This window comes from Streptomyces sp. NBC_00659 (assembly GCF_036226925.1).
Taxonomy (GTDB): domain Bacteria; phylum Actinomycetota; class Actinomycetes; order Streptomycetales; family Streptomycetaceae; genus Streptomyces.
Window position 1 is genome coordinate 9,386,772 of sequence record NZ_CP109031.1, and the last position, 22,422, is coordinate 9,409,193.

At 68.3% G+C, this 22,422-nt stretch carries 25 protein-coding genes and 2 pseudogenes; 15 read left to right on the forward strand and 12 right to left on the reverse strand.

Going from position 1 to position 22,422, the window contains the following annotated elements; genetic code table 11:
- Positions 1-45: 45 nt before the first annotated feature.
- The 4 genes from OG410_RS41270 (at position 46) to OG410_RS41285 (ending at position 4,117) form a co-directional block, all read left to right on the forward strand.
- The gene (locus OG410_RS41270; RefSeq protein ID WP_329303864.1) at positions 46-804 is read left to right on the forward strand and encodes a transposase; all 759 of its coding nucleotides are present in this window, start codon (positions 46-48) and stop codon (positions 802-804) included.
- A gap of 91 nt (positions 805-895) precedes the next feature.
- The gene (locus tag OG410_RS41275) at positions 896-1,324 is read left to right on the forward strand and encodes a hypothetical protein (RefSeq protein WP_329303865.1); all 429 of its coding nucleotides are present in this window, start codon (positions 896-898) and stop codon (positions 1,322-1,324) included.
- Positions 1,324-3,444: a carbamoyltransferase C-terminal domain-containing protein gene (locus OG410_RS41280; RefSeq protein ID WP_329303866.1), complete on the forward strand. Its 2,121-nt coding sequence runs from the start codon at positions 1,324-1,326 to the stop codon at positions 3,442-3,444. Before OG410_RS41275 ends, OG410_RS41280 begins: the two co-directional genes overlap by 1 nt.
- A 37-nt stretch (positions 3,445-3,481) precedes the next feature.
- On the forward strand, positions 3,482-4,117 hold the full coding sequence (locus tag OG410_RS41285) for an HAD-IA family hydrolase (protein WP_329303867.1): 636 nt from the start codon (positions 3,482-3,484) through the stop codon (positions 4,115-4,117).
- A 193-nt stretch (positions 4,118-4,310) separates the two neighbouring features.
- On the opposite strand, the gene OG410_RS41290 is transcribed toward OG410_RS41285, so the two are convergent.
- On the reverse strand, positions 4,311-4,955 hold the full coding sequence (locus tag OG410_RS41290) for a hypothetical protein (RefSeq protein WP_329303868.1): 645 nt from the start codon (positions 4,953-4,955) through the stop codon (positions 4,311-4,313).
- An 11-nt stretch (positions 4,956-4,966) separates the two neighbouring features.
- On the opposite strand from OG410_RS41290, the gene OG410_RS41295 reads away from it, so the two are divergent.
- A complete protein-coding gene (locus OG410_RS41295) occupies positions 4,967-5,185 on the forward strand; it encodes a hypothetical protein (RefSeq protein WP_329303869.1) in 219 nt (72 codons plus the stop codon).
- A 4-nt stretch (positions 5,186-5,189) separates the two neighbouring features.
- The gene (locus OG410_RS41300) at positions 5,190-5,570 is read left to right on the forward strand and encodes a DUF6415 family natural product biosynthesis protein (protein WP_329303870.1); all 381 of its coding nucleotides are present in this window, start codon (positions 5,190-5,192) and stop codon (positions 5,568-5,570) included.
- A gap of 72 nt (positions 5,571-5,642) precedes the next feature.
- Here the strand turns inward: OG410_RS41300 and OG410_RS41305 are convergent, their stop codons facing one another.
- The gene (locus OG410_RS41305; RefSeq protein WP_329303871.1) at positions 5,643-6,080 is read right to left on the reverse strand and encodes a GNAT family N-acetyltransferase; all 438 of its coding nucleotides are present in this window, start codon (positions 6,078-6,080) and stop codon (positions 5,643-5,645) included.
- A 546-nt stretch (positions 6,081-6,626) separates the two neighbouring features.
- Between OG410_RS41305 and OG410_RS41310 the strand changes: the two genes are divergently transcribed.
- Positions 6,627-7,358 (forward strand): hypothetical protein, encoded by a 732-nt coding sequence (locus OG410_RS41310; RefSeq protein WP_329303872.1) that lies wholly within the window; start codon positions 6,627-6,629, stop codon positions 7,356-7,358.
- Between the two features lie 120 nt (positions 7,359-7,478).
- On the opposite strand, the pseudogene OG410_RS41315 reads toward OG410_RS41310, so the two are convergent.
- Positions 7,479-7,751 (reverse strand): annotated as a pseudogene (locus OG410_RS41315) (hypothetical protein); the annotation flags it as partial.
- A gap of 32 nt (positions 7,752-7,783) precedes the next feature.
- Between OG410_RS41315 and OG410_RS41320 the strand changes: the two are divergent.
- Complete coding sequence (locus tag OG410_RS41320) at positions 7,784-8,134, forward strand: hypothetical protein (protein WP_329303873.1); 351 nt, start codon at positions 7,784-7,786, stop codon at positions 8,132-8,134.
- A 294-nt stretch (positions 8,135-8,428) separates the two neighbouring features.
- On the opposite strand, the gene OG410_RS41325 is transcribed toward OG410_RS41320, so the two are convergent.
- The 3 genes from OG410_RS41325 to OG410_RS41335 form a co-directional block, all read right to left on the reverse strand.
- Positions 8,429-9,142 carry a tetratricopeptide repeat protein gene (locus OG410_RS41325; RefSeq protein WP_329303874.1) on the reverse strand — a complete coding sequence of 238 codons (714 nt, stop codon included), beginning with the start codon at positions 9,140-9,142 and terminating at the stop codon, positions 8,429-8,431.
- Positions 9,142-9,945 carry a hypothetical protein gene (locus OG410_RS41330; RefSeq protein ID WP_329303875.1) on the reverse strand — a complete coding sequence of 268 codons (804 nt, stop codon included), beginning with the start codon at positions 9,943-9,945 and terminating at the stop codon, positions 9,142-9,144. Before OG410_RS41330 ends, OG410_RS41325 begins: the two co-directional genes overlap by 1 nt.
- Positions 9,946-10,134: 189 nt before the next feature.
- The gene (locus OG410_RS41335) at positions 10,135-10,809 is read right to left on the reverse strand and encodes an HAD family hydrolase (protein WP_329303876.1); all 675 of its coding nucleotides are present in this window, start codon (positions 10,807-10,809) and stop codon (positions 10,135-10,137) included.
- A 123-nt stretch (positions 10,810-10,932) separates the two neighbouring features.
- On the opposite strand from OG410_RS41335, the gene OG410_RS41340 reads away from it, so the two are divergent.
- A complete protein-coding gene (locus OG410_RS41340) occupies positions 10,933-11,919 on the forward strand; it encodes a helix-turn-helix domain-containing protein (RefSeq protein ID WP_329303877.1) in 987 nt (328 codons plus the stop codon).
- A gap of 132 nt (positions 11,920-12,051) precedes the next feature.
- On the opposite strand, the gene OG410_RS41345 is transcribed toward OG410_RS41340, so the two are convergent.
- Positions 12,052-12,519: a PaaI family thioesterase gene (locus OG410_RS41345; protein WP_329303878.1), complete on the reverse strand. Its 468-nt coding sequence runs from the start codon at positions 12,517-12,519 to the stop codon at positions 12,052-12,054.
- Positions 12,520-12,784: 265 nt separating this feature from the next.
- On the opposite strand from OG410_RS41345, the gene OG410_RS41350 reads away from it, so the two are divergent.
- The gene (locus tag OG410_RS41350) at positions 12,785-14,404 is read left to right on the forward strand and encodes an endo-1,4-beta-xylanase (protein ID WP_329303879.1); all 1,620 of its coding nucleotides are present in this window, start codon (positions 12,785-12,787) and stop codon (positions 14,402-14,404) included.
- Between the two features lie 404 nt (positions 14,405-14,808).
- A complete protein-coding gene (locus OG410_RS41355) occupies positions 14,809-15,168 on the forward strand; it encodes a hypothetical protein (protein WP_329303880.1) in 360 nt (119 codons plus the stop codon).
- Positions 15,169-15,331: 163 nt separating this feature from the next.
- On the opposite strand, the pseudogene OG410_RS41360 reads toward OG410_RS41355, so the two are convergent.
- Positions 15,332-16,612: pseudogene (locus tag OG410_RS41360) on the reverse strand (IS256 family transposase).
- 57 nt (positions 16,613-16,669) lie between these two features.
- Between OG410_RS41360 and OG410_RS41365 the strand changes: the two are divergent.
- Entirely contained in the window at positions 16,670-17,080 is a 411-nt protein-coding gene (locus OG410_RS41365; RefSeq protein WP_329304471.1) for a transposase, read from the forward strand.
- 45 nt (positions 17,081-17,125) lie between these two features.
- Here the strand turns inward: OG410_RS41365 and OG410_RS41370 are convergent, their stop codons facing one another.
- Positions 17,126-17,539 (reverse strand): contact-dependent growth inhibition system immunity protein, encoded by a 414-nt coding sequence (locus OG410_RS41370; RefSeq protein ID WP_329303881.1) that lies wholly within the window; start codon positions 17,537-17,539, stop codon positions 17,126-17,128.
- A 348-nt stretch (positions 17,540-17,887) separates the two neighbouring features.
- Here OG410_RS41370 and gcvH point away from each other — a divergent pair, with 348 nt between their 5' ends.
- Positions 17,888-18,271, forward strand: a complete 384-nt coding sequence (gene gcvH, locus OG410_RS41375) for a glycine cleavage system protein GcvH (protein WP_329303882.1) — start codon at positions 17,888-17,890, stop codon at positions 18,269-18,271.
- A gap of 239 nt (positions 18,272-18,510) precedes the next feature.
- Here gcvH and OG410_RS41380 read toward each other — a convergent pair whose 3' ends face one another.
- The gene (locus tag OG410_RS41380) at positions 18,511-18,972 is read right to left on the reverse strand and encodes a DUF6924 domain-containing protein (RefSeq protein ID WP_329303883.1); all 462 of its coding nucleotides are present in this window, start codon (positions 18,970-18,972) and stop codon (positions 18,511-18,513) included.
- A gap of 632 nt (positions 18,973-19,604) precedes the next feature.
- Between OG410_RS41380 and OG410_RS41385 the strand changes: the two genes are divergently transcribed.
- Positions 19,605-19,886: a hypothetical protein gene (locus OG410_RS41385; RefSeq protein WP_329303884.1), complete on the forward strand. Its 282-nt coding sequence runs from the start codon at positions 19,605-19,607 to the stop codon at positions 19,884-19,886.
- 28 nt (positions 19,887-19,914) lie between these two features.
- Here OG410_RS41385 and OG410_RS41390 read toward each other — a convergent pair whose 3' ends face one another.
- Both OG410_RS41390 and OG410_RS41395 read right to left on the reverse strand, forming a co-directional pair.
- Positions 19,915-20,316: a nuclear transport factor 2 family protein gene (locus OG410_RS41390; protein WP_329303885.1), complete on the reverse strand. Its 402-nt coding sequence runs from the start codon at positions 20,314-20,316 to the stop codon at positions 19,915-19,917.
- Complete coding sequence (locus OG410_RS41395; RefSeq protein WP_329303886.1) at positions 20,313-21,311, reverse strand: NADP-dependent oxidoreductase; 999 nt, start codon at positions 21,309-21,311, stop codon at positions 20,313-20,315. The genes OG410_RS41390 and OG410_RS41395 overlap by 4 nt, the downstream gene beginning before the upstream one ends.
- 122 nt (positions 21,312-21,433) lie before the next feature.
- Here OG410_RS41395 and OG410_RS41400 point away from each other — a divergent pair, with 122 nt between their 5' ends.
- Positions 21,434-22,309 carry a LysR family transcriptional regulator gene (locus tag OG410_RS41400; RefSeq protein WP_329303887.1) on the forward strand — a complete coding sequence of 292 codons (876 nt, stop codon included), beginning with the start codon at positions 21,434-21,436 and terminating at the stop codon, positions 22,307-22,309.
- The last annotated feature ends 113 nt before the right edge of the window (positions 22,310-22,422 follow it).

Here is a 22,422-nt window from a genome sequence, read left to right on the forward strand (position 1 = left end):
ACTAAAGGGTGTTGCACAAGCCCATGATCAGGGCATTTCTCCTGTATGGGTGGGGTGTTGAGGGCTGATCCGTTGTGGGTGGAGACGTTCACCGGGCTGCGGATGGACCGGTTCGCGAAGGTGGTGCGGGAGCGGGAGCGGGGCGGGAACGGGCCGGGCGGCGGTCGGCCCTGGTGCCTGCCGCTGTCGGACCGGGTGCTGCTGGTGGCCGTCTACTACCGCACCAACCTCACGATGCGCCAGCTCGCCCCACTGTTCGGCATCTCCTCAGCGACGGTCTGCCGGGTCGTCCAGCGGCTTGGCCCGCTGCTTGCCCTGCAGCCCGCGCCACGGCCGACGGCGGACATCGAACGCCTTTGGATCGTGGACGGCACCCTGATCCCAGTCCGTGACCGCAAGGTCGGCGCCTCGAGCCGCAACTACCGGTTCTCAGCGGACGTGCAGGTCATCATCGACGTCGACACGCGCCTGGTCATCGCCTCGGCCCGGCCCGCGCCGGGCAACAAGGCCGATGCCCACGTGTGGCGCGAGTCGGATCTGCCGGCCGCGGCGGCCGGAACAACGGTGCTCGCGGACGGCGCCTACCTGGGCACCGGGCTGATCGTCCCGCACCGCAAACGGGCCGGACGGCCCCTTCTGCGCGGGCAGGAGGAGGACAACGCCGAACACCGACGGGCGCGGGCCCGCGTCGAGCACACCTTCGCCCGCATGAAGAACTGGAAGATCCTCCGCGACTGCCGTCAGAAGGGCGACAGCCTCCACCACGCCGTCGCCACCATGCACAACCTCGCCCTCGCCGGGTGAAACACCAGGTCAAGCGCCACTTCGACCTGCCTGAGCAGGACCTTGTGCAACACTCTTTAGTCCCGCCCAGAGCCTGGCCCGCCGCGGCCGCGTGGCCGAACTGCCGCGCTGGAAGCAGTGGTTCGACGAAGGCCTCCTCGAGCGGCTGCACACCTTCTACACCGACATCGCCCCGACGCTGTGCCCGATCCCACCGGCGATCATCGACACCGACGGAGCCACCCCAGAGGCGGTACTCGCGCAAGTCGCCGGGGTGCTCACGGACGCGGGCCTCGACCAGACCGCGCGACGCCTCACCTCAGCACCCGCGCCCACCACGCGGCCGGCAGTGGACGAGCAGTTCGTCGATGCCTACACCCAGCTCGGCGGGCTGGAGGCCTTCGGACACGCCCTCACCCATCCGATCAACCACCGCGGAGCCACCGTCCAGCTGTGCCAGCTCGGCGCCCTGCACCGCGATCCGGCGGGCCGCACCCGGCTGTGGAACCCGCTCACCGACCCCGCACGGAGGGCCGCCTGATGAAACGGGCCACCCCGTGCGTCGTCGGCATCAACCTGGGCCACGACGGCGGAGCCGCACTGATCACCGACACGACGATGGTCGCGATCGGCGAAGAGCGACTCAACCGCACCCGCTACAGCCCCGGCTGGCAAGCCGCCCTGCTCTACTGCCTGCGCGCAGCAGGCCTGACGCTCGCCGATGTCGGCCTGGTCGCCGTCAGCGGCATCGGCCGCACCCCGCCCACCCGGGCCGAGACCGGCCTGGCCCACCTCGGCATCGACCCCAGCCGGATCATCCCGGTCGACCACCACCTCAGCCACGCCTACACCGCCTACTGCCTCAGCCCCTACCAGGACGCGACCGTCCTGGTCGTCGACGGCGGCGGCAACAACAACGACACCGAGACCTACTACCGGGCCACCCGAGACGGCATCGAACGTTGCGGGGGCAACCCGCCCGCCCGGCCCCGGGCCGGCGGAATCGGCGCAGCCTACGAAGCCTTCACCAACTGGCTCGGCTGGCACGAACAGGAAGCCGGAAAGACCATGGCCCTCGCCTCGTACGGCGATGCGGGCCACTACCTCGCGCCGCTCTTCGACGTCGTCGACACCCACGTCCACGGACGCCTCACCCACACCCACGCACCCGGGGTCGCCGACCTCGCCGAACGGACCGGCTTCGACTTCGGCCCCCAGGGCAGCCGCGGCCGACATGAGCTCGGCATCAACGCCGCCGCCTACATCCAGGAGCAGACCGAACGCGCCCTGTGCGCCCTCGCCGAACAGACCATCACCACGACCGGGCTCGGCAACCTGTGCCTGGCGGGCGGGGTCGCCCTCAACTGCGTCGCCGCCGACAAGATCCGCCGCCTGGACACGGTCACCGGCTACTTCGCCCCACCCGCCGCGTCCGATCGCGGCCAGGCTCTCGGCTGTGCCCTGTACGCCTGGCACCGCCTCACCGGCGACCTGCCAAAACGTCCCCTGACCAACGACTACTTCGGCCGCGACTACACCGACGAGGAGATCCTGCAGGCCCTGGACCGGGACCCCCGCTCCGGCATCGTCGAACGGCGCCGCACACCCTTCACCTGGCGCCGCGAGAGCGACATCGCCCAAACAGCCGCCCAGATGATCGCCGACGGAAAGATCATCGGATGGTTCCAGGGCGGCAGCGAACTCGGGCCCCGCGCACTGGGGGCCCGCAGCATCCTCGCCGACCCCCGCACCACCGCCGGCGCCCTCAACCACAGGATCAAGCACCGCGAGCCGTTCCGGCCATTTGCCCCGGCCGTCCTCGCCGACCACGCCGCCACCTGGTTCGACCTCGATGTGCCCAGCCCGTTCATGCTGCTCGCCCCGCCCGTACGCGAGGACCGCGCCGACAAAATCGCCGGAGTGGTGCACGTCGACGGCACCGCCCGCGTCCAGACCGTCGACCCCGAAGCCGCGCCCGCCTACGGTGCGCTGATCGAGCACTTCCACCAGCTGACAGGAGTACCCGTCGTCCTGAACACGTCCTTCAACGACCGCGAGCCCATCGTCGAGACCCCAGCCACGCGCTCGCGACACTCCAGGACTGCGATCTGGACGCGGCATGCATTGGCGGATACCTGGTCGAGCGGTCCTGACTCCGCACCGGGGGCTGCCACACTGAAAAGCATGACGACCTCCACTCCGCCGCTGAGGGAAGCTGCCCGCGCCATCGTCGTCGACGCGGAGGATCGCATCCTGCTGCTGCGCTACGACGAGAACGGCGGCTTCTGGGCAACGCCCGGCGGCTCGCTGGAGGACGGAGAGGACCACGCCACGGCGACGCTCCGCGAGCTGCGTGAAGAACTCGGTATCGACGCGAAGGCCGTCGAACTGGGGGCGCAGCTCGCCGAGCGCAGCCAGGATCACCTGGTCGGCGGGCGCGAAGTCCGGCAGGTGGAGAAGTACTTCCTTGCGCGCGTCTGCGCAGCCGACGTCAACCCGGCCCACGCCACGCAACCCGACAACATCCGCGAGCACCGCTGGTGGACCATCGCCGAACTGCGCGCCGCCCAGGAAACGGTCTACCCCGTGGGCCTCGCCGACCTGGTCACCGCCACACTCGAGCACGGTGCGCCCCTGCGCCCCGTCGTCCTGACCGGATGAACCGTCCCGGCACCGTGCGGGGGAGCAGACTGCGGGCGTGACTGAGAACTGCCCAGCGAGTTCCTGCCTGCCCTATGCCGCCGTACTCTGCGACGTCGACGGCGTGCTGAGGCACTGGCCCGCCGACATCGAGATCGAGCACGCCCATGGACTGCCCGCCGGCTCCCTCGCGGCCGCGGCCTTCGCACCCGCTCGAATCAACCCCGCGATCACCGGCGAGATCACCGACGAACAGTGGCGGTCCGCGGTGGCGGCCGACCTCGCCACCATCTGCGGCTCTGATAAGCGGGCCCGCGCCGCCGTGACCGCCTGGTCCGACCGCGCCCCGTCCGTGGACCTGGAACTGGTGGCTCTGCTCACCCGGGTCCGCGAGGTCGCCCGCGTCGCCCTGGTCCCCAACGGAACCACACGGCTGGAGCAGGACCTCGCCCGCCAGGGACTGGACAGTCTTGCCCACACGGTGGTGAACACCGCCCGGATCGGCATCGCGAAACCCGATCCCAGGGCCTACCGCATCGCTGCCGAACGCGTCGGGGCCACCACCGAACGCTGCTTGTTCGTCGACGACATCGCAGCGAACGTCACGGCTGCCCGCGAGACCGGCATGACCGGTCTCCACTACCGACGGATCGACGAGCTGCGCACAGCGCTCACGCCCCTGCTTGGACGTTAGCCGCCGATGGCCCGTTGCTGTGTACGGGTTTGAGGAAGCCGATGGAGCGCAACCGGTGCGCCGGGACGACCAACGGGCGCACCGCCCGCAGGAGCCCGGACCACACCGCGGCCGGGAGGCCGGCCACTGAGCGGACGCCGCCGACCGCACCGGTGCGCATCGTCCACCGAGTGGATGCGCTCGGGCGGCTGGCCTATCGCACCGGAGCGGCGAGCACAGCCCTGGCCTCCCGGATGAAGTTGCGCTGCGCCTGTTCCAGCGCCGTGCTGTGCTCTCCGAACATGCGGACACGTTGCGCGAAGTCCGCCGCGGGAAGGCGCATTGCGTTCGCCTTCGCCTGGACTGCTTCATGGATGGCAGACGCCAAGTCGGCCATGGAGTCAGGGCCGGTGATGGCCACCGCTGTCACTGCTCGCTGTAGTGCGTCCAGGGCGGCGTTGGTAGGAGCCCATAGCTCCCGGTGGTCAGCATCGTCATCCCACCCAGGCTGGGCACGCGCAACGATGATCGGGCTGAAGGTGGCCTCTGCCTCGCTACATCGATCAAGGACGGCTGCAAACGCCGCTTGCCGCTCTTCCCTCAACCGATGCCTTACATCGACGGCTTCTTGGTCCCGCACCTGCCGCCGGATCACTCGTCCTTGGACGATGGCGCCTCCCAGTGCCCCCGCCAGCGTTCCAGCAATTCCCAGTGCAGCAGCCCACACGGCTGCATCCCCCTGATCCATGTCACGCATCATGCCGCCCCGCCGGTCAACGAGATGCAGAGTTCTGTTGGAGTGGATCGTCTTGGACTCGGTGCGCATCGGGTGGGTGCGCACCAACGCACCGGTGCGCATCACCCGCACCGGTGGTGCGGTTACCGGTGCAGGGCCACCACGGTGTTCACCACCGCACGAGTCCGCTCCACCTGCTCATCGCGCAGCGCCTGCAGAGCCCGGACGACGTCCTTGGGCGCGGTCTCGCCCTCGTCGACAGCGTGGTGCACAACAACGGCGGCACCTGGGGCACGAAGGACGCCGGCATCGTCTGGTGCCAACTCGCCCTCCCCGAGGGGGTGTCGCGATGACCACGTGGATACCCCGTTGGGCCCCGAGGTTCTCGTCGGCCTCCTTGCGAAGATGCACAGCTGGCAGCCCTTCGACGGGGACGCCCTCCTGGACGACGTCGCGGCCGCCCTCGATGACGTCGCCCCAGAGGCCGAGGACATCGGGGAGCTGACGGCCCGCCTCAGCCGGCACCTCGTGCAGCTCGTCCACATCGCTGCTGCCGTCCAGGCGGAGCGGCCCGATGAGTGCATCGCCCGTCTCCTCGCCTGGGCCCGCCCGTTGGCCGATGCGGAACTCCCCGCTGACCGCCGCGAGTCGGTGGGCCACGTACGTCGGATCGGCTGGGCCGTCGACGGCCTCCTCGAACGGCTCGTGGAGACCAGGAGTCTCCGGGCAGCGGCATGAGCAGCGGACCGTCACATCGACAAGGCCAACCCCAGTGCCGGTGAACGCCGGCCTGGCCGAGGCGGCAGCACCTTAGAGATCCTTGCGGAGGGCCCGGTTTACGTCGGGGTTCCTGTCGGGCCGGTATGACTTGATCGGCATGTACCCCTGAGATCGGTACAGCGCCAAGGCCGCCGTGTTGTCTATGCCCGTCTCCAGCTGAACACGGGTGGCGCCCCTGAGTTTCGCGTCGGTTTCCAGGCGTTGCAGGATCTCCCGTCCCAGGGACTGGGATCGGGCTGCGGGGTGGACATACATCCGTTTGATCTCTGCGGTCTGCGTGTCCAGGAACGACCATCCGCCGCACCCGAGGGGGCTCCCGTCTTCGTCTCGCGTCAGCAGGAACAGTCCGCGCGGGGGAGTGAACTGGGAGACGGGCGTATCGGCGGGGTTGTCGGCGAAGCCGTACATCGCGAGCTGTTCGTCGTGGAATTTCAGCAGCAACCGTTGGACCGCAGGGTCGTCGTACAAGGCGGGAGCTATGGTCCTGGCGGGCCGGAGACGAGGGCGGCTGGTGTGCGTCATGTGCCTGATAGTGCCCGGTCGACGGAGTCGAGGACATCGCTTCGTCCGGCGGATCGCAGATTGCGGGCCGCACGGCGACGGACTTCGTGCAGGAGTGCCCGGCACCTCAGCGACTCGACGCCCCGTAGGTGTTCGACCACGGCGCTCAGGGTCTGAGCGGTTGTTTCGACGTCCCGGGTGAGAAGTCCGGTACGGGCGAGGTGGATACCGTGCAGGACGGCGGAGCGCTGGTATCCGACGGTTGAGCCCTTGTTGACGAGCGGGGACAGCAGCCCGGTGGCCTCGCGCAGGAGGGGGCGCCGCCCGGAGGAGCGGGTGACGGCCAGCTCGACCAGGGCGTGCCCGGACTCGGAGGCGAACTGCGGGCCGGGGGAAGGATCTGTCGGGGCTGATGGGGCTCCTTGAAAACGGTTCTGACCGCAGTTCCGTGAAGGATCTTGGAGTCTCTCGGCCCGGTGCGGTCCGTCCGGAGCCGCCTGGTTGGATGACCGCATGACGGATTGGTCGACACTCACCGACGCGTGCGGTTCGGCAGAGCATGTGCCTGCTCTCTTGGACCGGTTCGAGGCCGATCCGAGCGGTGTGTGGTCCGAGCTGATGGACCACCTGTGTCCGCAGCTGGACCTCGCCTTCACCGCCAGTTTCGCGGCGCTTCCGCGCTTGGCCGAGATCGCGACCGCGGGCAGGCCGGGAACCCTGGGCTGGGTGCTGCTGGCGGCGGGAGCAATCGCTTCCTGTTCGCCCGGGTTGTCCGATCCCGGCAGCCCTCTGACGGTCTTCTCGGCTCCAATTGCGGTTCTGCATGACCTCACCGATCGCCGCCTGAGCCAGACGGCCGGGGCGGAGGAGTACGTGAACCTGCTGCAGGCTCTGCTCTCCTTCGAGGGCGTCGAAATCTGGGACCGCTCCCTGGACGGCCTGCAGAGCGGGGAGTACGAGGTCGACTGCCCCTACTGCGGCGTCAACATATTCGTGGTGATCGGGCAGGACGACTCCTTCTGCTGCACCGACGACTACGCGCTGCAAGATGTGCTGAAGTCACCCCTCCAACCGGCGCGAACGCAGCAGTTGGAAGGGCTGCCGCGGAGGCTGTTCTCGCGGGCCTTGGCGGACGGTCAGGAGGGCCTGGCGCATGGCGTCCGTTACCTGTTCGGGCGGGCCGCCTGTCCGGACTGCGGGACCGACTTTTCGGTGGCCGAGCGGGTGGCCGGCTGGATTCTGTGACCGGCCCGAGGCTATGGGCGGGTGAGGACGCGGGTCCGTAGTAGTCGGATAGCCGGCCCGTCCGTACATGGCTCGCTTGATCGTTTTCGCGCGATTGACATGGCCTTCGACCTTGCCGGAGCTCCATTCGTGGGTGAGGCCGGCGGTGGCAGCGTCGAAGTCCTGGCGGAGGAACGCGGCGAACTTGGCGACCGGGAGAGCGTCGGAGTGTTCGGCCTGGCGGATCCAGGCAGGCAGCAGTTGGCCTCGGCGGTTGCGGACGAGGTCCGTGAAGGCCCGGGCGAGGTCGCAGGCCCGCGCGATGTCCGGGCACGCGAGGCGGGCCTGGTCGAGGTGTTCGACCTCCTGGGTGTTGAGGAGTCGGCACCGTCTTCGAAACCTGGAACTCCTCAGGCCCGCTCAGCAGGACGTCGGCGCGCAACGCCGTGCTGCTCAGCGGATGCACCGGCGTCGTCGGCTGGGTCGGTGACGACCGGGTGCTGTGCCGCACGTCGTCCGGTTCGTTCCGGACCATGGACGCCCGCACCGGCCGCGCAGCGGGCGCCCCGATCAGCGTGGTCGACCCGCAGGACGGCATCGTCGCGGAGGGACTACTGGTGTCACCCGACGGGACGAAGTTCATCGTCTCCGTCCACCTACCCAATGCCGAGCAGTACCCCGACTATGGGTACGATGCGCCCGACTTCCGAGTGGTGCCGACCACACGGGGAGCAACGGCGACCGATCTCGCCGGCGCGGAGCTGAACGTACTCACGGTGTTCCTGAGCTGGTCGTGAGCGGCTGTCCGGGGCCCCGGCCCGGGTGCGGTCGCGGTGACTGCGCGGAGGCACTCGACGCTCGCCGAGACTCCCCACTCCGTTGACCATCGGAGCATGTGAGGCGACGAGCGCTCTTGGTCGAATTCAGAGATCCCCATCAGGGCTGCGGGGAACGGCTGAGGCCGGGACCCGGCCCGGTCTGCAGCTGTCACCGGCCGGGGGCGTCCTTGCTCCGCTCGTGCTTCCTCCGCCGGTTCCAGTCCTGCAGGGCCACGTCGGCGACCAGCCGGGTGCGCCGCTCCTGCAGACGCTTCATCTCGTGGTCACCGAGGTCTCGTCGACGCCGTAGATAGTGCCCCGCTCGGCTTCGATTTCCTCCTCCAGGAGGTCCAGGGCCTCCTGGAAGTCGCCGTTCAGCTCCAGCACCGTGACCAGGGCCTTGCGTATGGACCGCGTCTCGTCCCTCCGCTCCCAGCCGAAGGCCTGGGACTCGGCATACAGGACTCGCAGCAGGCGTACCCCCTCGGCCGCTTCGCCGTTCTCGGCGAGGAACCGGGCCAGGTTCGCCCGCCAGCCGTGGGTGCCGACGTGGTCGGGGCCCAGCACCCTGGCGGAGTCGTCCGCTCCCGCCCGCGCCTCGGCGACGGCGCCGTCCAGATCACCGACCCTGCGGCGGCGCCAGGCGAGTGACGATCGATACCTCAGGGTGTCGGGGTCGTCGGCCCCGAACTCCGCGGTCCGTTCGGCCACTTCCGCCTCGGCCAGCCGCAGGGTCTCGGGGTGCCGCCCTTCGTGGAGGAGCCAGGTGAGAACCCTGGAGCGGGCGGCGAGGGTGTCGGGGTGCCAGCGGCCCAACTCCCGGGTGAGGTACGTGACGTCCTCGTGCACGTCCGGCCAGGGCCGGGCCTCCGGCCGCTCCCAGTGCCGGAAACGGCGCCTGACCCGCCAGGTGCGGACAGTGCGTCGCGGCGTGCGCTGCTTCTCAGACGTGCCCCGGTCGCTCCGGCTCTCGCGCATTTCCGTCATCAGAACCCGCCTCCGTGGTCCACCCACGTCTCCTCGTCCCTGGCCCGGTCGTACGCGCTGCGCCAGGTCCCGCTGCGGTCCAGCAGGTCACGCTCCTCTGTGCTGAGGGCCCGCTCGGCCGGGTGCGCCGGGAGACGGCGGCAGTGCGCCTCGAACTGGTCACGACGCCTCGGCCAGCAGCGTCCCACAAGCCAGGCCAATGGCACCCCCGTCACTGCCCACAGCACCAGACAGCACCACGCGCCGGCCACGATCGGCTCGACGCCGTTGGTCCAGTACTCCTGCCGCAGGAAGACCACCTGGACGTAGGTCCAGAGGGTGAACAGAAGCGGGGTCACGAAGGCAGCGCGTGCGATTGAGTCCCTTGTGCGCAGCGACCAACGCGGCACCTTGAGATCCTCGGCCCGCAGGAAGGCGTCACGCTGCCGCTCGTAACCGGACTCCCAGTACAGCCGGCTCAGCGGAAACGGTTCGCCCCGCCGTCGCAGTGTGGCCAGCAGGGCGGCCGGCACCGGATGCCCGGGTGCCGCGGCAGACTCCTCGGCCCTGTCGGTGACCTCCATCATCCCGTCGTCGCGGATCCTGATCAGGCCAGCGAGTAGCAGTTCGGCGGCCGCGGCCTTGTCCGCGTAGGACGGAGCACGGGCCGTGGCCACCGCGTGGTACGGGTCGATGTCCACCGCGTCCAGCCCCGCTGCCGCCGCCCGGTCGGCCCGGTCCCGGATCCACCACAGCACGCCGAGCACGGGAAACACCGCGCAGGCCGACGCCAGCGCAACCAGGAACATCTCCAACTGACTCAAGACCACACCCCCTTTTCTCCGGAAGCCCGTCGATTTCCTTCCCTTCCCTGAAGGCGCACATCCACGGGGAACGGTTGCAGACACGAGTGACCTCCGCCCCGGGGAATCGGGAACCCGCTCAACGACGGCCGCGGCTCAGAAACCCGCACTGACACTGGAACCCGGGAGGGGGTCGTCTTTCCTGCTGAGCTATTCGTTGCCGCGTACGAGTTCGACGAGCAGTTCGGCGTCGCGCAGGTCGGAGAGAACGGTCTCGGCGCCAGCGGCGCGCAGGGAGGCTTCGTCGCTGCGTCCGGAGGCCACGGCGATCACGCGTACGCCGTTGGCGTGTGCGCCCGCCACGTCGGCGGGGGTGTCCCCGATCAGTACCGCGTCCAAGGCTTTGGTGCCGGCGCGCTGAAGGCAGAGGCGGACGAGGTCGGCGCGCGCGTCGCGCTCCTCGCCGTAAGCGCCGATCTCCCACAGGATGTGCCGGTCGAGGCCGAAGACGGAGAGCTTGGTCTGGGCAGCGGGGCGGATGTTGCCGGACACCACGGTCTGGCGGACACCGTCGGCGTCCAGGGCATCGAGGGCGGTGGCCGCTCCGGGCAGCGCGTGCCCGCGCTCGCGAAGGGCGGCTGCCCGGCGCAGATGGCCGTCGGCCAAGGCGTTGGCGAAGCGTTCGAAGTCGGGCCGGCTGGTGGTCACGCCGTGAAGCTTGGCGGTCTCGCGGAAGATGACCGGCTCTGTGATGCCGTCGATTTTCGCCTGCTGGCGCATGGGCTGGCCGAGGGCCGCTTCGAAGGCGGCAGCGGACAGCTCGCGTCCGACACCACGCGTGTCGATCAGTGTGTGGTCGGCGTCCCACAGCACCAGCCTCGCCATGCGCCCCCCTCAACTCGCCGCAGTCCAGGGTCACAAGGGTCACACGATCGTGTGCGGAGCGTGCAGGCGTCCGTGCGTCCGGTTCTACTCTGACGGTACGAAAGCCGCGCAGGAGGGGGACCGGTGTCGACGCCGCACCTTCCGATCGGCCGCACCGTGCGCTACCACCGGCGGCGCGACGGCCGGACCGTCGCCGCGATCGCCGGCCTGTGCGGCATCACGGCACGCTATCTGGAGATGATCGAGGCCGAAACCAAGGTTCCATCGACCGAGGTCCTGGCCCGCCTCGCCGCCGAGCTCGGTGTCCCGATCGCCGCCCTGTTCGCCGAGACGCTCGCCAAGGAGCCGGCCCCGCCGGTGAGCACCGCACCTTCCATCGCCCGCGCGCTCATGAGCCACGCCCTGCCCGCGAGCGCCGCCGTGCAGAGTCCTGCCGTATTGCGTGAGCGGGTGGAGGCCGCCTGGCGGATCTGGCAGTGCTCCAGGAACCGGTTCACTGACATCGCTGAAGTCCTGCCTGCGCTGATCGAGGACGTGGAACACGCGGTGCGCGCACACCGCGGCGGTAGTGAACCGGCGCTACGACGCGAGGTCCTGCGCGTGGCCGCCGACCTGTACGGGCTGCTGCGCTCGTACTGCCGCAGAACCGGGCGCCTCGACCTGTCCCTCATGGTCGCCGACCGTGCCATCCGGGCCGCCCAGGACGCAGACGACCCCGTACGCATCGCCGTCGGAACCTGGAACCTCGGCCACGTGCTGCTCTCCCATACCGACGCGAGCTCCGTGGACGAGGCCAAAGACGTCGCGCTCCGGGCCGCCGACCAGCTACGCCGCGGCGCACCCGCATCTGCGGAGACTGCCGCCGTGGAAGGCGCGCTGGAACTGGTGGCCGTCGTCTCCGATGCACGCCAGCGCCGCTGGACGGACGCACGCCGGCGCCTGAAGGAGCGGGCCGCCCCGCTCGCCGAGCAGGCAGGCGACGGCAACGTCGCCTGGACGGTCTTCGGGCCCACCAACGTTGCCCTGCACGCCATCAGTATCGAGACGCTGGCCGGTGACGCACTCTGCCGGCACGCCCAGCAAGCCCTGACCACAAGCGTCGCGTCGTAGCAAGCGCGGCATCATCCGGCTTCCAACACACGCTTGAGTAACCGGCCGTGCAGGCTGGCCTGTCGCGCCAGGTCGGCAGACCGGCCGTAGGGCACGCCTCTACGCAGACCCTCGCCAGGGACTATCGATGCCTCAGGGTGGTCCCGGTCGCAGCGCCATGAAGAGGCCCTCGGCGTCGGTCGTGAGCACATCGCCGTGGTGGATCGTCGCGGTGAGGTAGCGCTTGCGGCCCTCCTCGCGCGAGAAACGCGCGGTCAGCCGGAGCTCGGGACCGATGGGGGTGATGCTGCGGAAGTTGACGTGCAGGTATGCCGTGCGCGCCCGGCTGCGGCCGGTGTTGGCGAGACGGCCCAGCACCTCGTCGAACATGAGCGGAATCACTCCGCCGTGCGCTGCGCCGTTGCCGCCGAGGTAGTAGCGGCCGAGCCGGAACGTGCCGGTGGCGTGCTTCTCGTCCCACTCGTCCACGTGGAAGGCCGGAGTCAGCGCCTGTCCGCGTCCGGGGAGGTCGAGGCGGTTACCGGTGATCTGTTCGCGTTCGCCGACGCGGTGCGCCGCGAGAGCCTCCGCGACGTCCCTACCGAACCCGGAACGGTTCATCCACCCACCCGCACCTGAGACAATGGCGATCAGTCACAGCGGGGCGGCGCGATCGGTCGCACACCGTTCTTGCCGCGGCTGGGGAGGGATGGTGCTCGGCGACGGTGTGGCCGAGGGGGGGCGATGCCTTCGGAAAACAGACTGGGGATACGGAGCGCTGCTGTTCATGCGGTTACGGAAGAGTGCTGTCGCTGCGGTTGTGTGCGCCTTGCTTGCTGGTGTCTCGGGGGATTGCGCCGGCGCTTCCGCGCCCGCTCGGGGGCCTGTGGCGGACCTCCTGAACGGCCGGGACTGGGCCCACTTCGCTGGAGGGAAGCCCACCCGCGCAGGGGTACGCGTCACACACCTCGACCGGCGCATCACACGCCAGGACGGCACCGGTGGGCAGCCGAACCCGCCGGTGAACCTGCGCGGTCCCCACATGGTGTTCCGCGGGGACGTCCGGATCGAAGCGAGCCTGCGGCGCACGGATGACACGGACGCCTACCTGCATCTGTACGGGGAGACGCCGGTCATCTACGACGAATGGCGCTACGAGCGGCGCGGCGTACGCATCGGCGTGGTCGGCGGGAGGCTCCGGATCGACCGCTGGGACGGGGACTCCGACAGACCTGCGGTGACCCGGACCCTCGGGGGCGGCCTGGGGCACGAAGTCCGCCTCGCCCTCGAAGTCCGCGGAAGCAGACTCGTGGTGGAGACCGACGGAAGGGTCGTGGGAACCGTTCCCGCGCGGGACGTCTTCGGCCGTGGCCGCATCTGGTTCGGCGCGGATGCGGGAGCCCGCGGGAAGGGCTGGACCCTCAGCGATCTCCACGCGCAGTCACTGGGCCGGGGCCGGATGTCCGTCGTGGACGCGCCTGGCCTGCGAGTGCCCCGGTCCACCGACGCGATGCGTGATCTGGCGGCGGGGCTTCCCCGCCCGATCCATATGGGAACCGCCTTGGCCGCAGGCCCCTTGCTGACTGACAGCGCCTACCGCCGGACGGCGGGTGAGGAGTTCTCCATGCTCACACCGGAGAACGACTTCAAGCCGCAGTTCGTCCAGCCCCGACGCGGCGTGTTCGCGTTCGCGGAGGGCGACACCTTGGTGGACTTCGCCAAGGCCAACAAGATGAAGGTGCACGCCCACACCCTCGTCTGGTTCGAAGCCCTGCCCGCATGGATGCGCGCCGAGATGACGCACGAGCAACGCAGGCGCGTCATGGCGGAGCACATACGGGCGGTCGCGGGCCACTTCCGGGGGAAGGTGGCGGAATGGGACGTGGTGAACGAGCCCATGTCCGACGAGGATGAGGACTACTCCACCGGCAACCGGGGCGTGCGGCCACAACTGTGGTTCGAAGCGATGGGTGAGCAGTACATCGACATCGCCTTCCGGACGGCCCGCGAGGCTGACCCGCACGCGGTGCTGTACCTCAACGAGTACGGGGTGGAGGAGGACGGTCCACGCTGGGATGCCCTCTACGCGCTGCTGATCCGGCTGAAGAAGCGGGGCGTTCCGATCGATGGCGTCGGTTTCCAGGACCACGAATACGCCGTCGGCGACCGTACCGACCCCGAGGTCTTCCGACGCAAGGTCCGGGCTTTGGCCGGGCTCGGCCTGAAGGCCCGGGTCTCGGAGGCGGACGTCCTCGTCGACGAGGCCGAGGAGGACGTCCAGGCCCGCCAGTTGGCAGGGAAACTCGCCGTCTGCAGCGAAGAACCCAACTGCACCTCGTTCTCGACCTGGGGCTTCACCGACAGGTACGGCTCCACGGCCGACCTCCGGCACTATCCCCCGAGTCCGGGAAACGCCCTTCCCTGGGACACAACGTACGAGGCGAAACCTGCCTACTGGGCATTGCGTGACGTCCTGGACGACGCTCGCCGCTCAGGTACTGGGTAGGTACGGCGAACGCCCTTGAACGGCCAGTCGGAAAGCCACAGGTGAGATCAAGAACAGTCGCCTGGCCGCGACCGACCGGCACTGGGCGTTCGCCGCGCCGACCGCCTCACCCGCCGCGCGAGCGGCCCGGGTTCTCACCCTCCTGCACCACTTCCACCAGTCGGTCGAGCATGCTCTGCCACGTGTCCCTTCTTGTGGTGTAGCCGATCAACGGGACGTTGTGTTGGTGGTGTTGGGTAGCGCGGGGGCTCATTCGGGAGCTCGGTGGGCTTGCGTACAGCGGTGACCAGGCCGTCGAGGGGGTCTGGAGCGGTGCTTCACCGGAGGTTTGGGTCTTGCCAGGCTGGCCCCAGCCCGCGAAGGTGATCACCTCAAGAAAGGCCGATCATGCAGGTGGTATTGCAATGAGCTTCGATCTCTATGTCTGGCACGAGCCGATGCCGATCACGGTCGACCGGGCACTCCTTGTCTGCCAGAGCTTGGCAGACGGCGATGACACCGTTGTTCAGCCTGACCCGCGGAATCTCGCCCTCCTGGATGATCTGCTGGTCGGGTTCCCCGACCCCGACGACCCGGATGACGATGAGATCGATGGCCTCGCGTGGAGCGTGAGCCCCGACGCAAACGAGCATCGGTTGATCCTCTGTGTCGGCTGGTCGCGGGCCGATGACTTCTCTCGTGCGGTCTTCGCCCTTGCGCAAAAACACGGCTTGACCTGCTTTGACCCGCAACGCAACGAGGTCCACAACCCATCGACGTCCTGAGGGGCGCGTGCCCCTTGTGGCGTAGCGATTGAACCGTTCCGGGTTCGGTAGAGACTCTAGATCTTGACTGTGACCTGGTGTTTTGCGGTCTCGCGGTAGTAGTTGGTCTCGTATTCGGCGGGAGGTCTGTAAAGTTAACGGTGGTTCTGGAGTTGTTAGTGGGTCAGCGGCGGGCGGCGGAGAGCCGACCGTCGAAGGTGATCTCGAAGGCGTTCAGGGCCGCCTTCCAGCGCTGGGTCCAGCGTTTACGTCCCTGGCCGGTGGGGTCCAGGCTCATGATGGCCATGTAGACGCACTTGATGGCGGCCTGCTAGTTCGGGAAGTGGCCGCGAGCTCGGACGGCTTTGCGGATCCGCGCGTTCACGGACTCAATCGCGTTCGTCGTGCAGACGATCCGCCGAATCTCGGCATCGAACTGCAGGAACGGCACGAACTCCGCCCACGCGTTCTCCCACAACCGGACGATCGCCGGGTACTTCCTGCCCCATTGCTCCTGGAATTCCAGGAACCGTTCCGTGGCGGCGTCCTCGGTCGGTGCGGTGTAGACCGGCTTGAGGGCCTTCGATATCTTGTCCCAGTCCTGCCGGGCCGCGTAACGGAACGAGGCCCGCAGCAGGTGAACGACACAGGTCTGCGTGATCGCCTGCGGCCAGACCGCCCCGATCGCGTCGGGCAGAGCCTTGAGTCCGTCGCAGACGACCATGCAGACGTCCTCCGCGCCGCGGTTTTTGATCTCGGTGAGGACCTGGAGCCAGTACTTGGCACCCTCCCCGCCATCGCCGGCCCACAGCCCCAGGATCTCGCGAGTGCCCTCGACGGTGACCGCCAGGACCACATAGACCGGCCTGTTCGCGACCTTCCCGTCCTGCAGCTTCACGTGGACACAGTCAATGAACAAAACCGGATAGACCGAGTCGAGGGGCCGGTTCTGCCATTCGTTCATGCCCTCGATCACCTTGTCGGTGATCGTGGAAATCGTCTGCCTGGAGACCTCGGCGCCGTAGACCTCCGCGAGGTGGGCGGAGATCTCACCGTGCGTCAGGCCGCGGGCGGACAACGAGAGCACCATCTCATCGACACCGGTCAGCCGACGCTGCCGCTTCTTGACGATCTGCGGCTCGAACGAGCCCTCCCGGTCCCGGGGGACTTCGAGGACGACCGGACCGACCTCGGTCACCACGGTCTTGGACCGGGTGCCGTTGCGGGTGTTGCCCGAGCCGGCCTTCTCATGCTTCTCGTGCCCGAGATGGTCGGTGATCTCACCTTCCAGGGCCGACTCGAGGATCCGCTTCGTCAGCTGCTGCAGCAGACCGTCCTGGCCCGTCAGCTTGATCCCGTCGGCCTTGGCCCGGTCCACCAGCTGACTGATCAGCTGGTCATCCAGAACATCCGGCGCCAACCCGGACGGCTGCACTTCCGCCACGGCCTCCGCCGACACGGTCACATCTGTCATCAGGCGTCACTTCCTCTTCGAAGATCCACCGTTGACCGTACAGACCCGCTGCTGGCGGTTCACGTGGTCGCGGCGAACATCCAGGACCGCGACGGCGCGAAGCGTTCGTTGCTGTGGACCCGCCTGGACCATCCGGGTGTTCAGAAGATCTGGGCGGACCAGGGCTTCGCCGGCCGCCTTGTGGAGTGGTCACGCACGATCCTCGGCCGCGAGCTTGAGATCGTGCGCAAGGCCCCGGACCAGCGCGGATTCCAGGTCCAGCCCAAGAGATGGGCGGTCGAGCGCACCTTCTCGTGGCTCACCGCCCACCGCCGCCTCGCGCGTGACTACGAGATCAGTCCGGCCCGCTCGGAGACCATGATCCGCTGGGCAATGATCGGCATTATGGTCCGCCGACTCACCCGTGGCCGACCAGCGACGCGTCCGGGCCGGCGCTTGCTCCTGCGAGATGTTCCGTAGATACGTCGGCCTTCTCTTCCACGGGGAGCGTCCTGCGTCGGTGCGCTATTGAGCCAGAAGGCGCTCAGCCCTCTGACGCGCGTCAGAGGGCAGGCCGGTCAACTTCGAGACGCCGGTCAACTTCGAGACGATCGCGCGAAGCTCTCGGCCGAGTTCGGGAAACTCGGTCCAGACTGCTGGGTTCCTGGTGAGGACCGCGGACAGCAGATCGCCTTCGTACATGTGCCCCTCTGCCATCGGGTTGTCCCGCAGCACCTCCAGTGCCAGTGGCAGGAGGTAGGGCAGGCCTATGTCCTGCCTGATCAACAAGCGCATGTCTTCGACGGTCAGCTCGCCGATCGGCCGACTCCGCAAGGCGAGTGCAGTAGCGACAAGACGGGTGTCGTCGGCTGACGGGGCTGGCCAGCGGTCGTGTTCAAGCTCTTCAAGGGAGCGGTCACGATGCAAGGGAGGCGTCACCGATCGATTGTCCTACGACCAGATCTCAAACGCGGTCTGAACTTCAATTCGGGCCGTTCTACACCGGAGCCGCAACAAGTGATTACGCCGTAATCACTGGAGCGTGCGGTGGGCGTGCCCGCCTCGCTGCGGTTGTGTCCGTCACGCCCGGCAGCACGGAGGGCAGACCCCGTTGAAGGGCGCCCCGATCGGCGAGGGCCGCCGCACGGACACGCGACCGACTCCGGAGCCTTCGGCCCGGAGCTGGGTCAATCGGCCGGATCACGTTGCCCTCGTTCGAGTTAGCTCCCGCCCAGAGCCGAGGGAGCGGGGAAGGCTGTGCCCTCAGCGACAGCCAAGGAGACGGGCATGTATCCCACTGAGTACAAGTACACCCAGGAGCACGAATGGATCCGGGTCGACGGCAAAACGGCCTCTATCGGTCTGACGGACTTCGCGCAGAAGCAGCTCGGTGACGTCGTCTTCGTGGAGGTGATGCAGAAGGTGGGCGAACTGTTCGAGGCTGGGGAAGCTTTCGGCACTGTGGAGTCGGTCAAGGCGGTATCCGAGCTGTTCATGCCGGTCACCGGCAAGTTCGTCGAGTTCAACACACGGCTCGAAGAAGAACCGGAAGCCCTCAACACCGATCCCCACGACACCTGGATCATCAAGATCGAGATGTCCGACGCCAAGGAGCTGGACGAGCTGTTCACCGCCACCCAGTACGAGAAGTACCTCGCCAACGAGGCGTAGCGCCGGGCCACCCGCTCCCGTGCCCGGCGCGATCAGCGCTCTCGGAACCCTCGCAACCACCGGGGGCACGCAGATTCGGTTCGAGGAGACTGCCCTGGTCCTCGGGGACCGATGATTACGCCGTAATCACCAGGAGGCGGCCAGCCCCGAACGTCAGGTGATTACGGCGTAATCACCTGACCCGTCTCAGCGGAGTTCGACCGATCTCACCGAAGTTTGACCGCGGCCGTGGTGAGTCCCTAGATGGATCGAAAGATCCCTGCGGGATCGGTCCGGGCGGCCTCTGCAAAGTCTGCGAAGTCCAGGTTGGCGATCGACAGGTTCGCGTGGATGTCGTGAATGCCTGCGGGGACGGTGCGGACCGATCCGCCGTAGGCCTCGAACTCCTCGTCGCTCTCGCACTCGTCCCTGGTCAGGACCGCCACAGCCAGCAGTGGGTGCTCGCGGTCCCGCATGGTGATGCGGTCGGCGAGGAAGACGACGCTCAGATCCTCGTCCGCAGATACGGCGGCGATCACGTGATCGGTTGTGGCACCGATCCAGACCAGATCGTCGACGATGTGGACGTGGGGCTCATAGTCACCGTCGCCCCACGGCCTCAACGACTCCGCACACACGGCTCGCCAGACTGTCTCGTCGCTGAAGTCGGTTCTAATGATCAGTGCGGCGAACTCATCGCGGCCGGTGACAGCGGGCAGCACTTCGGGTTCCGATCTCTATGGGTGCAGGTACTGCGTACAAGGTGCCAGGCCGTGCCGACAGCCGGTCAAAGTTCAGTGAGATCCGCCAAACTCCGCTGAGACGGGACATCATCGACCGGACCACAGACCCTCGAGCAAGGCTTCCGCTTGGACCGGACGTGTGCTCCCCCGCGAACTCGCTGGGGAAGCGGGGGACCTCGGCGAGTTCTGCAACCCACTGGGAAGCATCAGCCGACTTCGCCCGGGGCGCACGCCTGTTGCTGGCGTTCCTACGCAACCAGCATCTTGAGGAGTACCGCGGACTGCTGCTCGAACTGGGCCAGCAGGAGCAACAGTCGGCCTGACCGCAGGCGAAAACACAAAAGGCCCGTGCCCCCTGCGAGTTCGCCGGGGGCACGGGCCTTTTGTCGTACTTGGTGCGCGTCAGTCCGCCGTGGTCGAGGTTCGGAAGGCCGGCTGCGGCTGCCGGTGCGGCCGGGTGGCGCATCGCAGTGATCGGGATCGCGCCGGGCTCGGTGGGGGGCGCCCAGACCATGCGCCATGTGTCCTCCCACTCGCAGCCGCACGGGTGGTCCGGGTGAGGGTGCCGTAAGAAGACGCCGTGGGTGTGGACGGCGCGAGGGATGCGGGGGATGAGCACCGCCGCGTCGTCACCGGGGTACAAGCACTGGTGGAGTGTCGGTATTCGAGAGTTGCAGTATTCGCCCGCAGGGCGCGCAGCCCCGCACCTGGATCACCCCTGCGGCTGCAAGTACGACGACACCCCGACCGTCTGCTCGATCTGCCAGTGGGCAGCCGAACCTGCTGGCGTTCAACAACGCGTCGACCGGCTGGCCATCTCCCTACAGAGGGCCGCGCTGTTCGTCGTCGGCCCAATCGGTAACCGGGCGGCGCCGCCGGGAGGCACCCGATGATCCGCCGGACACACTGCCTGGCCCCGCCCTAAAAGGCGTTGTCCAGCGTCAGGGTGAGCTCGGCGATCCGCCACCCACCGTCGGACCGGCGCAGGCCGAACGTGTAGACCCCGGTCGAGATCATCTGGATGCTCTCGCCGGTGTTCCTCGTCTGCACCAGATAGGCCCGCACCTCAGCGGTAGCGGCGTCCGTCGTCGTGACCACGACATTGCCCAGGTGGTGCCGCACCCTTCCGGTCTGGACCGTGTGCCCGTCACGGACGAAGTCGAGCACCGCCGCGCGTCCGGCGACCGGGCCGAGCACTCCCTGTCCGGGCATCGTGAAGGTCCAGGTGGTGTCTTCGGCCAGGACCGCTTCCAGCTCGGGCACATTCAGCTCGTCCAGGGCGTGGGCGTACTTCGCCACCGCCTGCTGGAGTTCGGCGATCACGAGACCACCGTCAGCACGATCTTGCCTTGGAGGTGGCCCTGCGCGGCTCGCGTGTGTGCGCTGCCCGCCTCGGGCAGCGGGTAGGTGCTGTCCACCCCGACCTGGAGCTTGCCCTCGCCGAACAGGCGCCCGATCTCGGCGAGCTGGGGACCGTTGGAACGCACCTGAATGTTCGAGACTGTGATGCCCAGACGCGCCGTCTCTTCCGGGTCGTACTCGGCGAAGAACACCGGAAGCATGGTGCCGCCGCGCTTGAGCACGCTCAGAAAGCGTGAGCTGTCCGGACCACCGACGGTGTCGATCACCAGGTCCATACCGCTGACCACGTCCGCGGCCTGCGTCCTGGTGTAGTCGATGAACTCATCGGCGCCGAGCTTGCGCAGGAACTGCTCGTGCCGGCCCGAGGCCACCGCGATGACGTGTGCCCCCTTCCATTTCGCCAGCTGCACCGCGAAGTGGCCCACTCCACCGGCGGCCCCGTTGACCAGCACGGTCATCCCTGGCGTGATCGGCACCGGCTGGTGCACCTGGCCGGTGAAAGGAGACGGCACGTCGTGGCCAAGATCAACCAGGTACTGCCAGGCCGTCAGCACGGCCATCGGCGCCCCAGCCGCCTGCACATGGTCAATACTGGTCGGCTTGTGAGCCAGGTCCGAAGCCGGCGCGGCCACGTACTCGGCGTACGTCCGGCCGTCGAATCCGGGGAACCGCAGCATGCCGAAGACCTCGTCACCGACGGCGAACCCCGACACGTCCGGAGCGACCGCCTGGACCACGCCCGACATGTCCGTTCCGGGGATCAGGGGGAACTCCAGCGCCGGCCTCATCTCGGCCGGCATGACCTTCATCCCCTCACGCAGGTACCAGTCCGGCGGGTTGATACCCGCCGCGTGCACCCGGACGAGCACCTCGCCCGGGCCGATCTCGGGAACCGGCACCTCGTCATACTGCAGAACTTCCGGCCCGCCCGCTTCGTGGAACTGGATCGCCTTCATCACACCTGTCGCTTTCCTGGGGAAACGTTGCTCCTTCAGTCAAGGCCCAGGACGGCATGACCGTCCAAGACCGGTTCGGCAACCTGATCATTCCGAAACGGCATGACGCGTACGCTCGAAGAGTGAACGATCTCGGACAGGACCTGGAACTGCGGCTGGTGCGCTACTTCACCGTGGTGGCGGCGCACCAGCACTTCAGCCGGGCCGCCGCCGAACTGCACGTGGCCCAGCCAGCGCTGAGCCGCCAGATCCAACGGCTCGAGAAGTATCTTGGCGCACGCCTGCTGGACCGCACACCCCAGGGCACCCGGCTCACTCCGGCCGGACAGAGCTTCCTCCCCCGGGCCCAAGCTTTGCTGCAGGCCGCCCGCCAGGCCGAGCTGGCCGTGCGTGAACAAGCCGAGACCGAACGAATCGCCATCGGCTACGTCGAAGACCTGGTGATCACTGCCGCCGTACGGGAACTGCGCAGCCGTTACCCGGACGCCGAGATCGCCACCCGGCATCTGAGCTGCCGCGACGTCGGGGCGCTGTCCGACAAGCGCGTCGACGCTCTGATCGCGCGGGCCCCGCTGCCGCTCGTCGCCGACGACGTGTTCACCACGCCGCTGTATGAGGAGCCCCGGATGCTCGTTGTCCCGCGCGGCCATCCCCTGGCCGACCGCGCGTCGGTGACCGCGGAAGAACTGGTCGGTGAGGAGGCGGCGCCGTGCGCGTTCGCGACCGCGGACTGGACTTCTTACCGGATCCTCGGGGCCGGTGTGCCGCCGATCGAGAGCTACGAGGACAAGCTCGAACTCGTCGCGAGTGGCAGGGCGATCGCCGTGCTACCGGTCGGCGATCGACGTAGCTCACTGCGTCCCAACCTCGTCACCGTCCCGATCGAGGGCGCTCCCCCCAGCCAGGTCGTCCTGGTCAGCCGCAAGGGCGACCCTAATCCGATGATCAGGAATCTCCGGCTAGCGGCCAAGGCCGTCCTGACCGCCCTGGCAGCCTGACCGGGACCAGCCGAACCCTTTGGCGCTGAACTGCACCAAGCGGTGCTCCGCGGGCCGTGTCCGTCGCGCATCTGCCGGTATCGCTCGGGGTCAGGTGGTGCTGGCTCAGCGGC

What these genes read in the sequence shown, in the direction of transcription:
- OG410_RS41395 (WP_329303886.1), bottom strand. Translation starts at nt 21,311, where the DNA reads ATGAAGGCGATCCAGTTCCACGAAGCGGGCGGGCCGGAAGTTCTGCAG.
- OG410_RS41335 (WP_329303876.1), bottom strand. Translation starts at nt 10,809, where the DNA reads ATGGCGAGGCTGGTGCTGTGGGACGCCGACCACACACTGATCGACACG.
- OG410_RS41270 (WP_329303864.1), top strand. Translation starts at nt 46, where the DNA reads ATGGGTGGGGTGTTGAGGGCTGATCCGTTGTGGGTGGAGACGTTCACC.
- OG410_RS41290 (WP_329303868.1), bottom strand. Translation starts at nt 4,955, where the DNA reads ATGCGCACCGGTGCGTTGGTGCGCACCCACCCGATGCGCACCGAGTCC.
- OG410_RS41310 (WP_329303872.1), top strand. Translation starts at nt 6,627, where the DNA reads ATGACGGATTGGTCGACACTCACCGACGCGTGCGGTTCGGCAGAGCAT.
- OG410_RS41345 (WP_329303878.1), bottom strand. Translation starts at nt 12,519, where the DNA reads ATGAACCGTTCCGGGTTCGGTAGGGACGTCGCGGAGGCTCTCGCGGCG.
- OG410_RS41280 (WP_329303866.1), top strand. Translation starts at nt 1,324, where the DNA reads ATGAAACGGGCCACCCCGTGCGTCGTCGGCATCAACCTGGGCCACGAC.
- gcvH (WP_329303882.1), top strand. Translation starts at nt 17,888, where the DNA reads ATGTATCCCACTGAGTACAAGTACACCCAGGAGCACGAATGGATCCGG.
- OG410_RS41355 (WP_329303880.1), top strand. Translation starts at nt 14,809, where the DNA reads ATGAGCTTCGATCTCTATGTCTGGCACGAGCCGATGCCGATCACGGTC.
- OG410_RS41325 (WP_329303874.1), bottom strand. Translation starts at nt 9,142, where the DNA reads ATGACGGAAATGCGCGAGAGCCGGAGCGACCGGGGCACGTCTGAGAAG.
- OG410_RS41385 (WP_329303884.1), top strand. Translation starts at nt 19,605, where the DNA reads ATGAGCACCGCCGCGTCGTCACCGGGGTACAAGCACTGGTGGAGTGTC.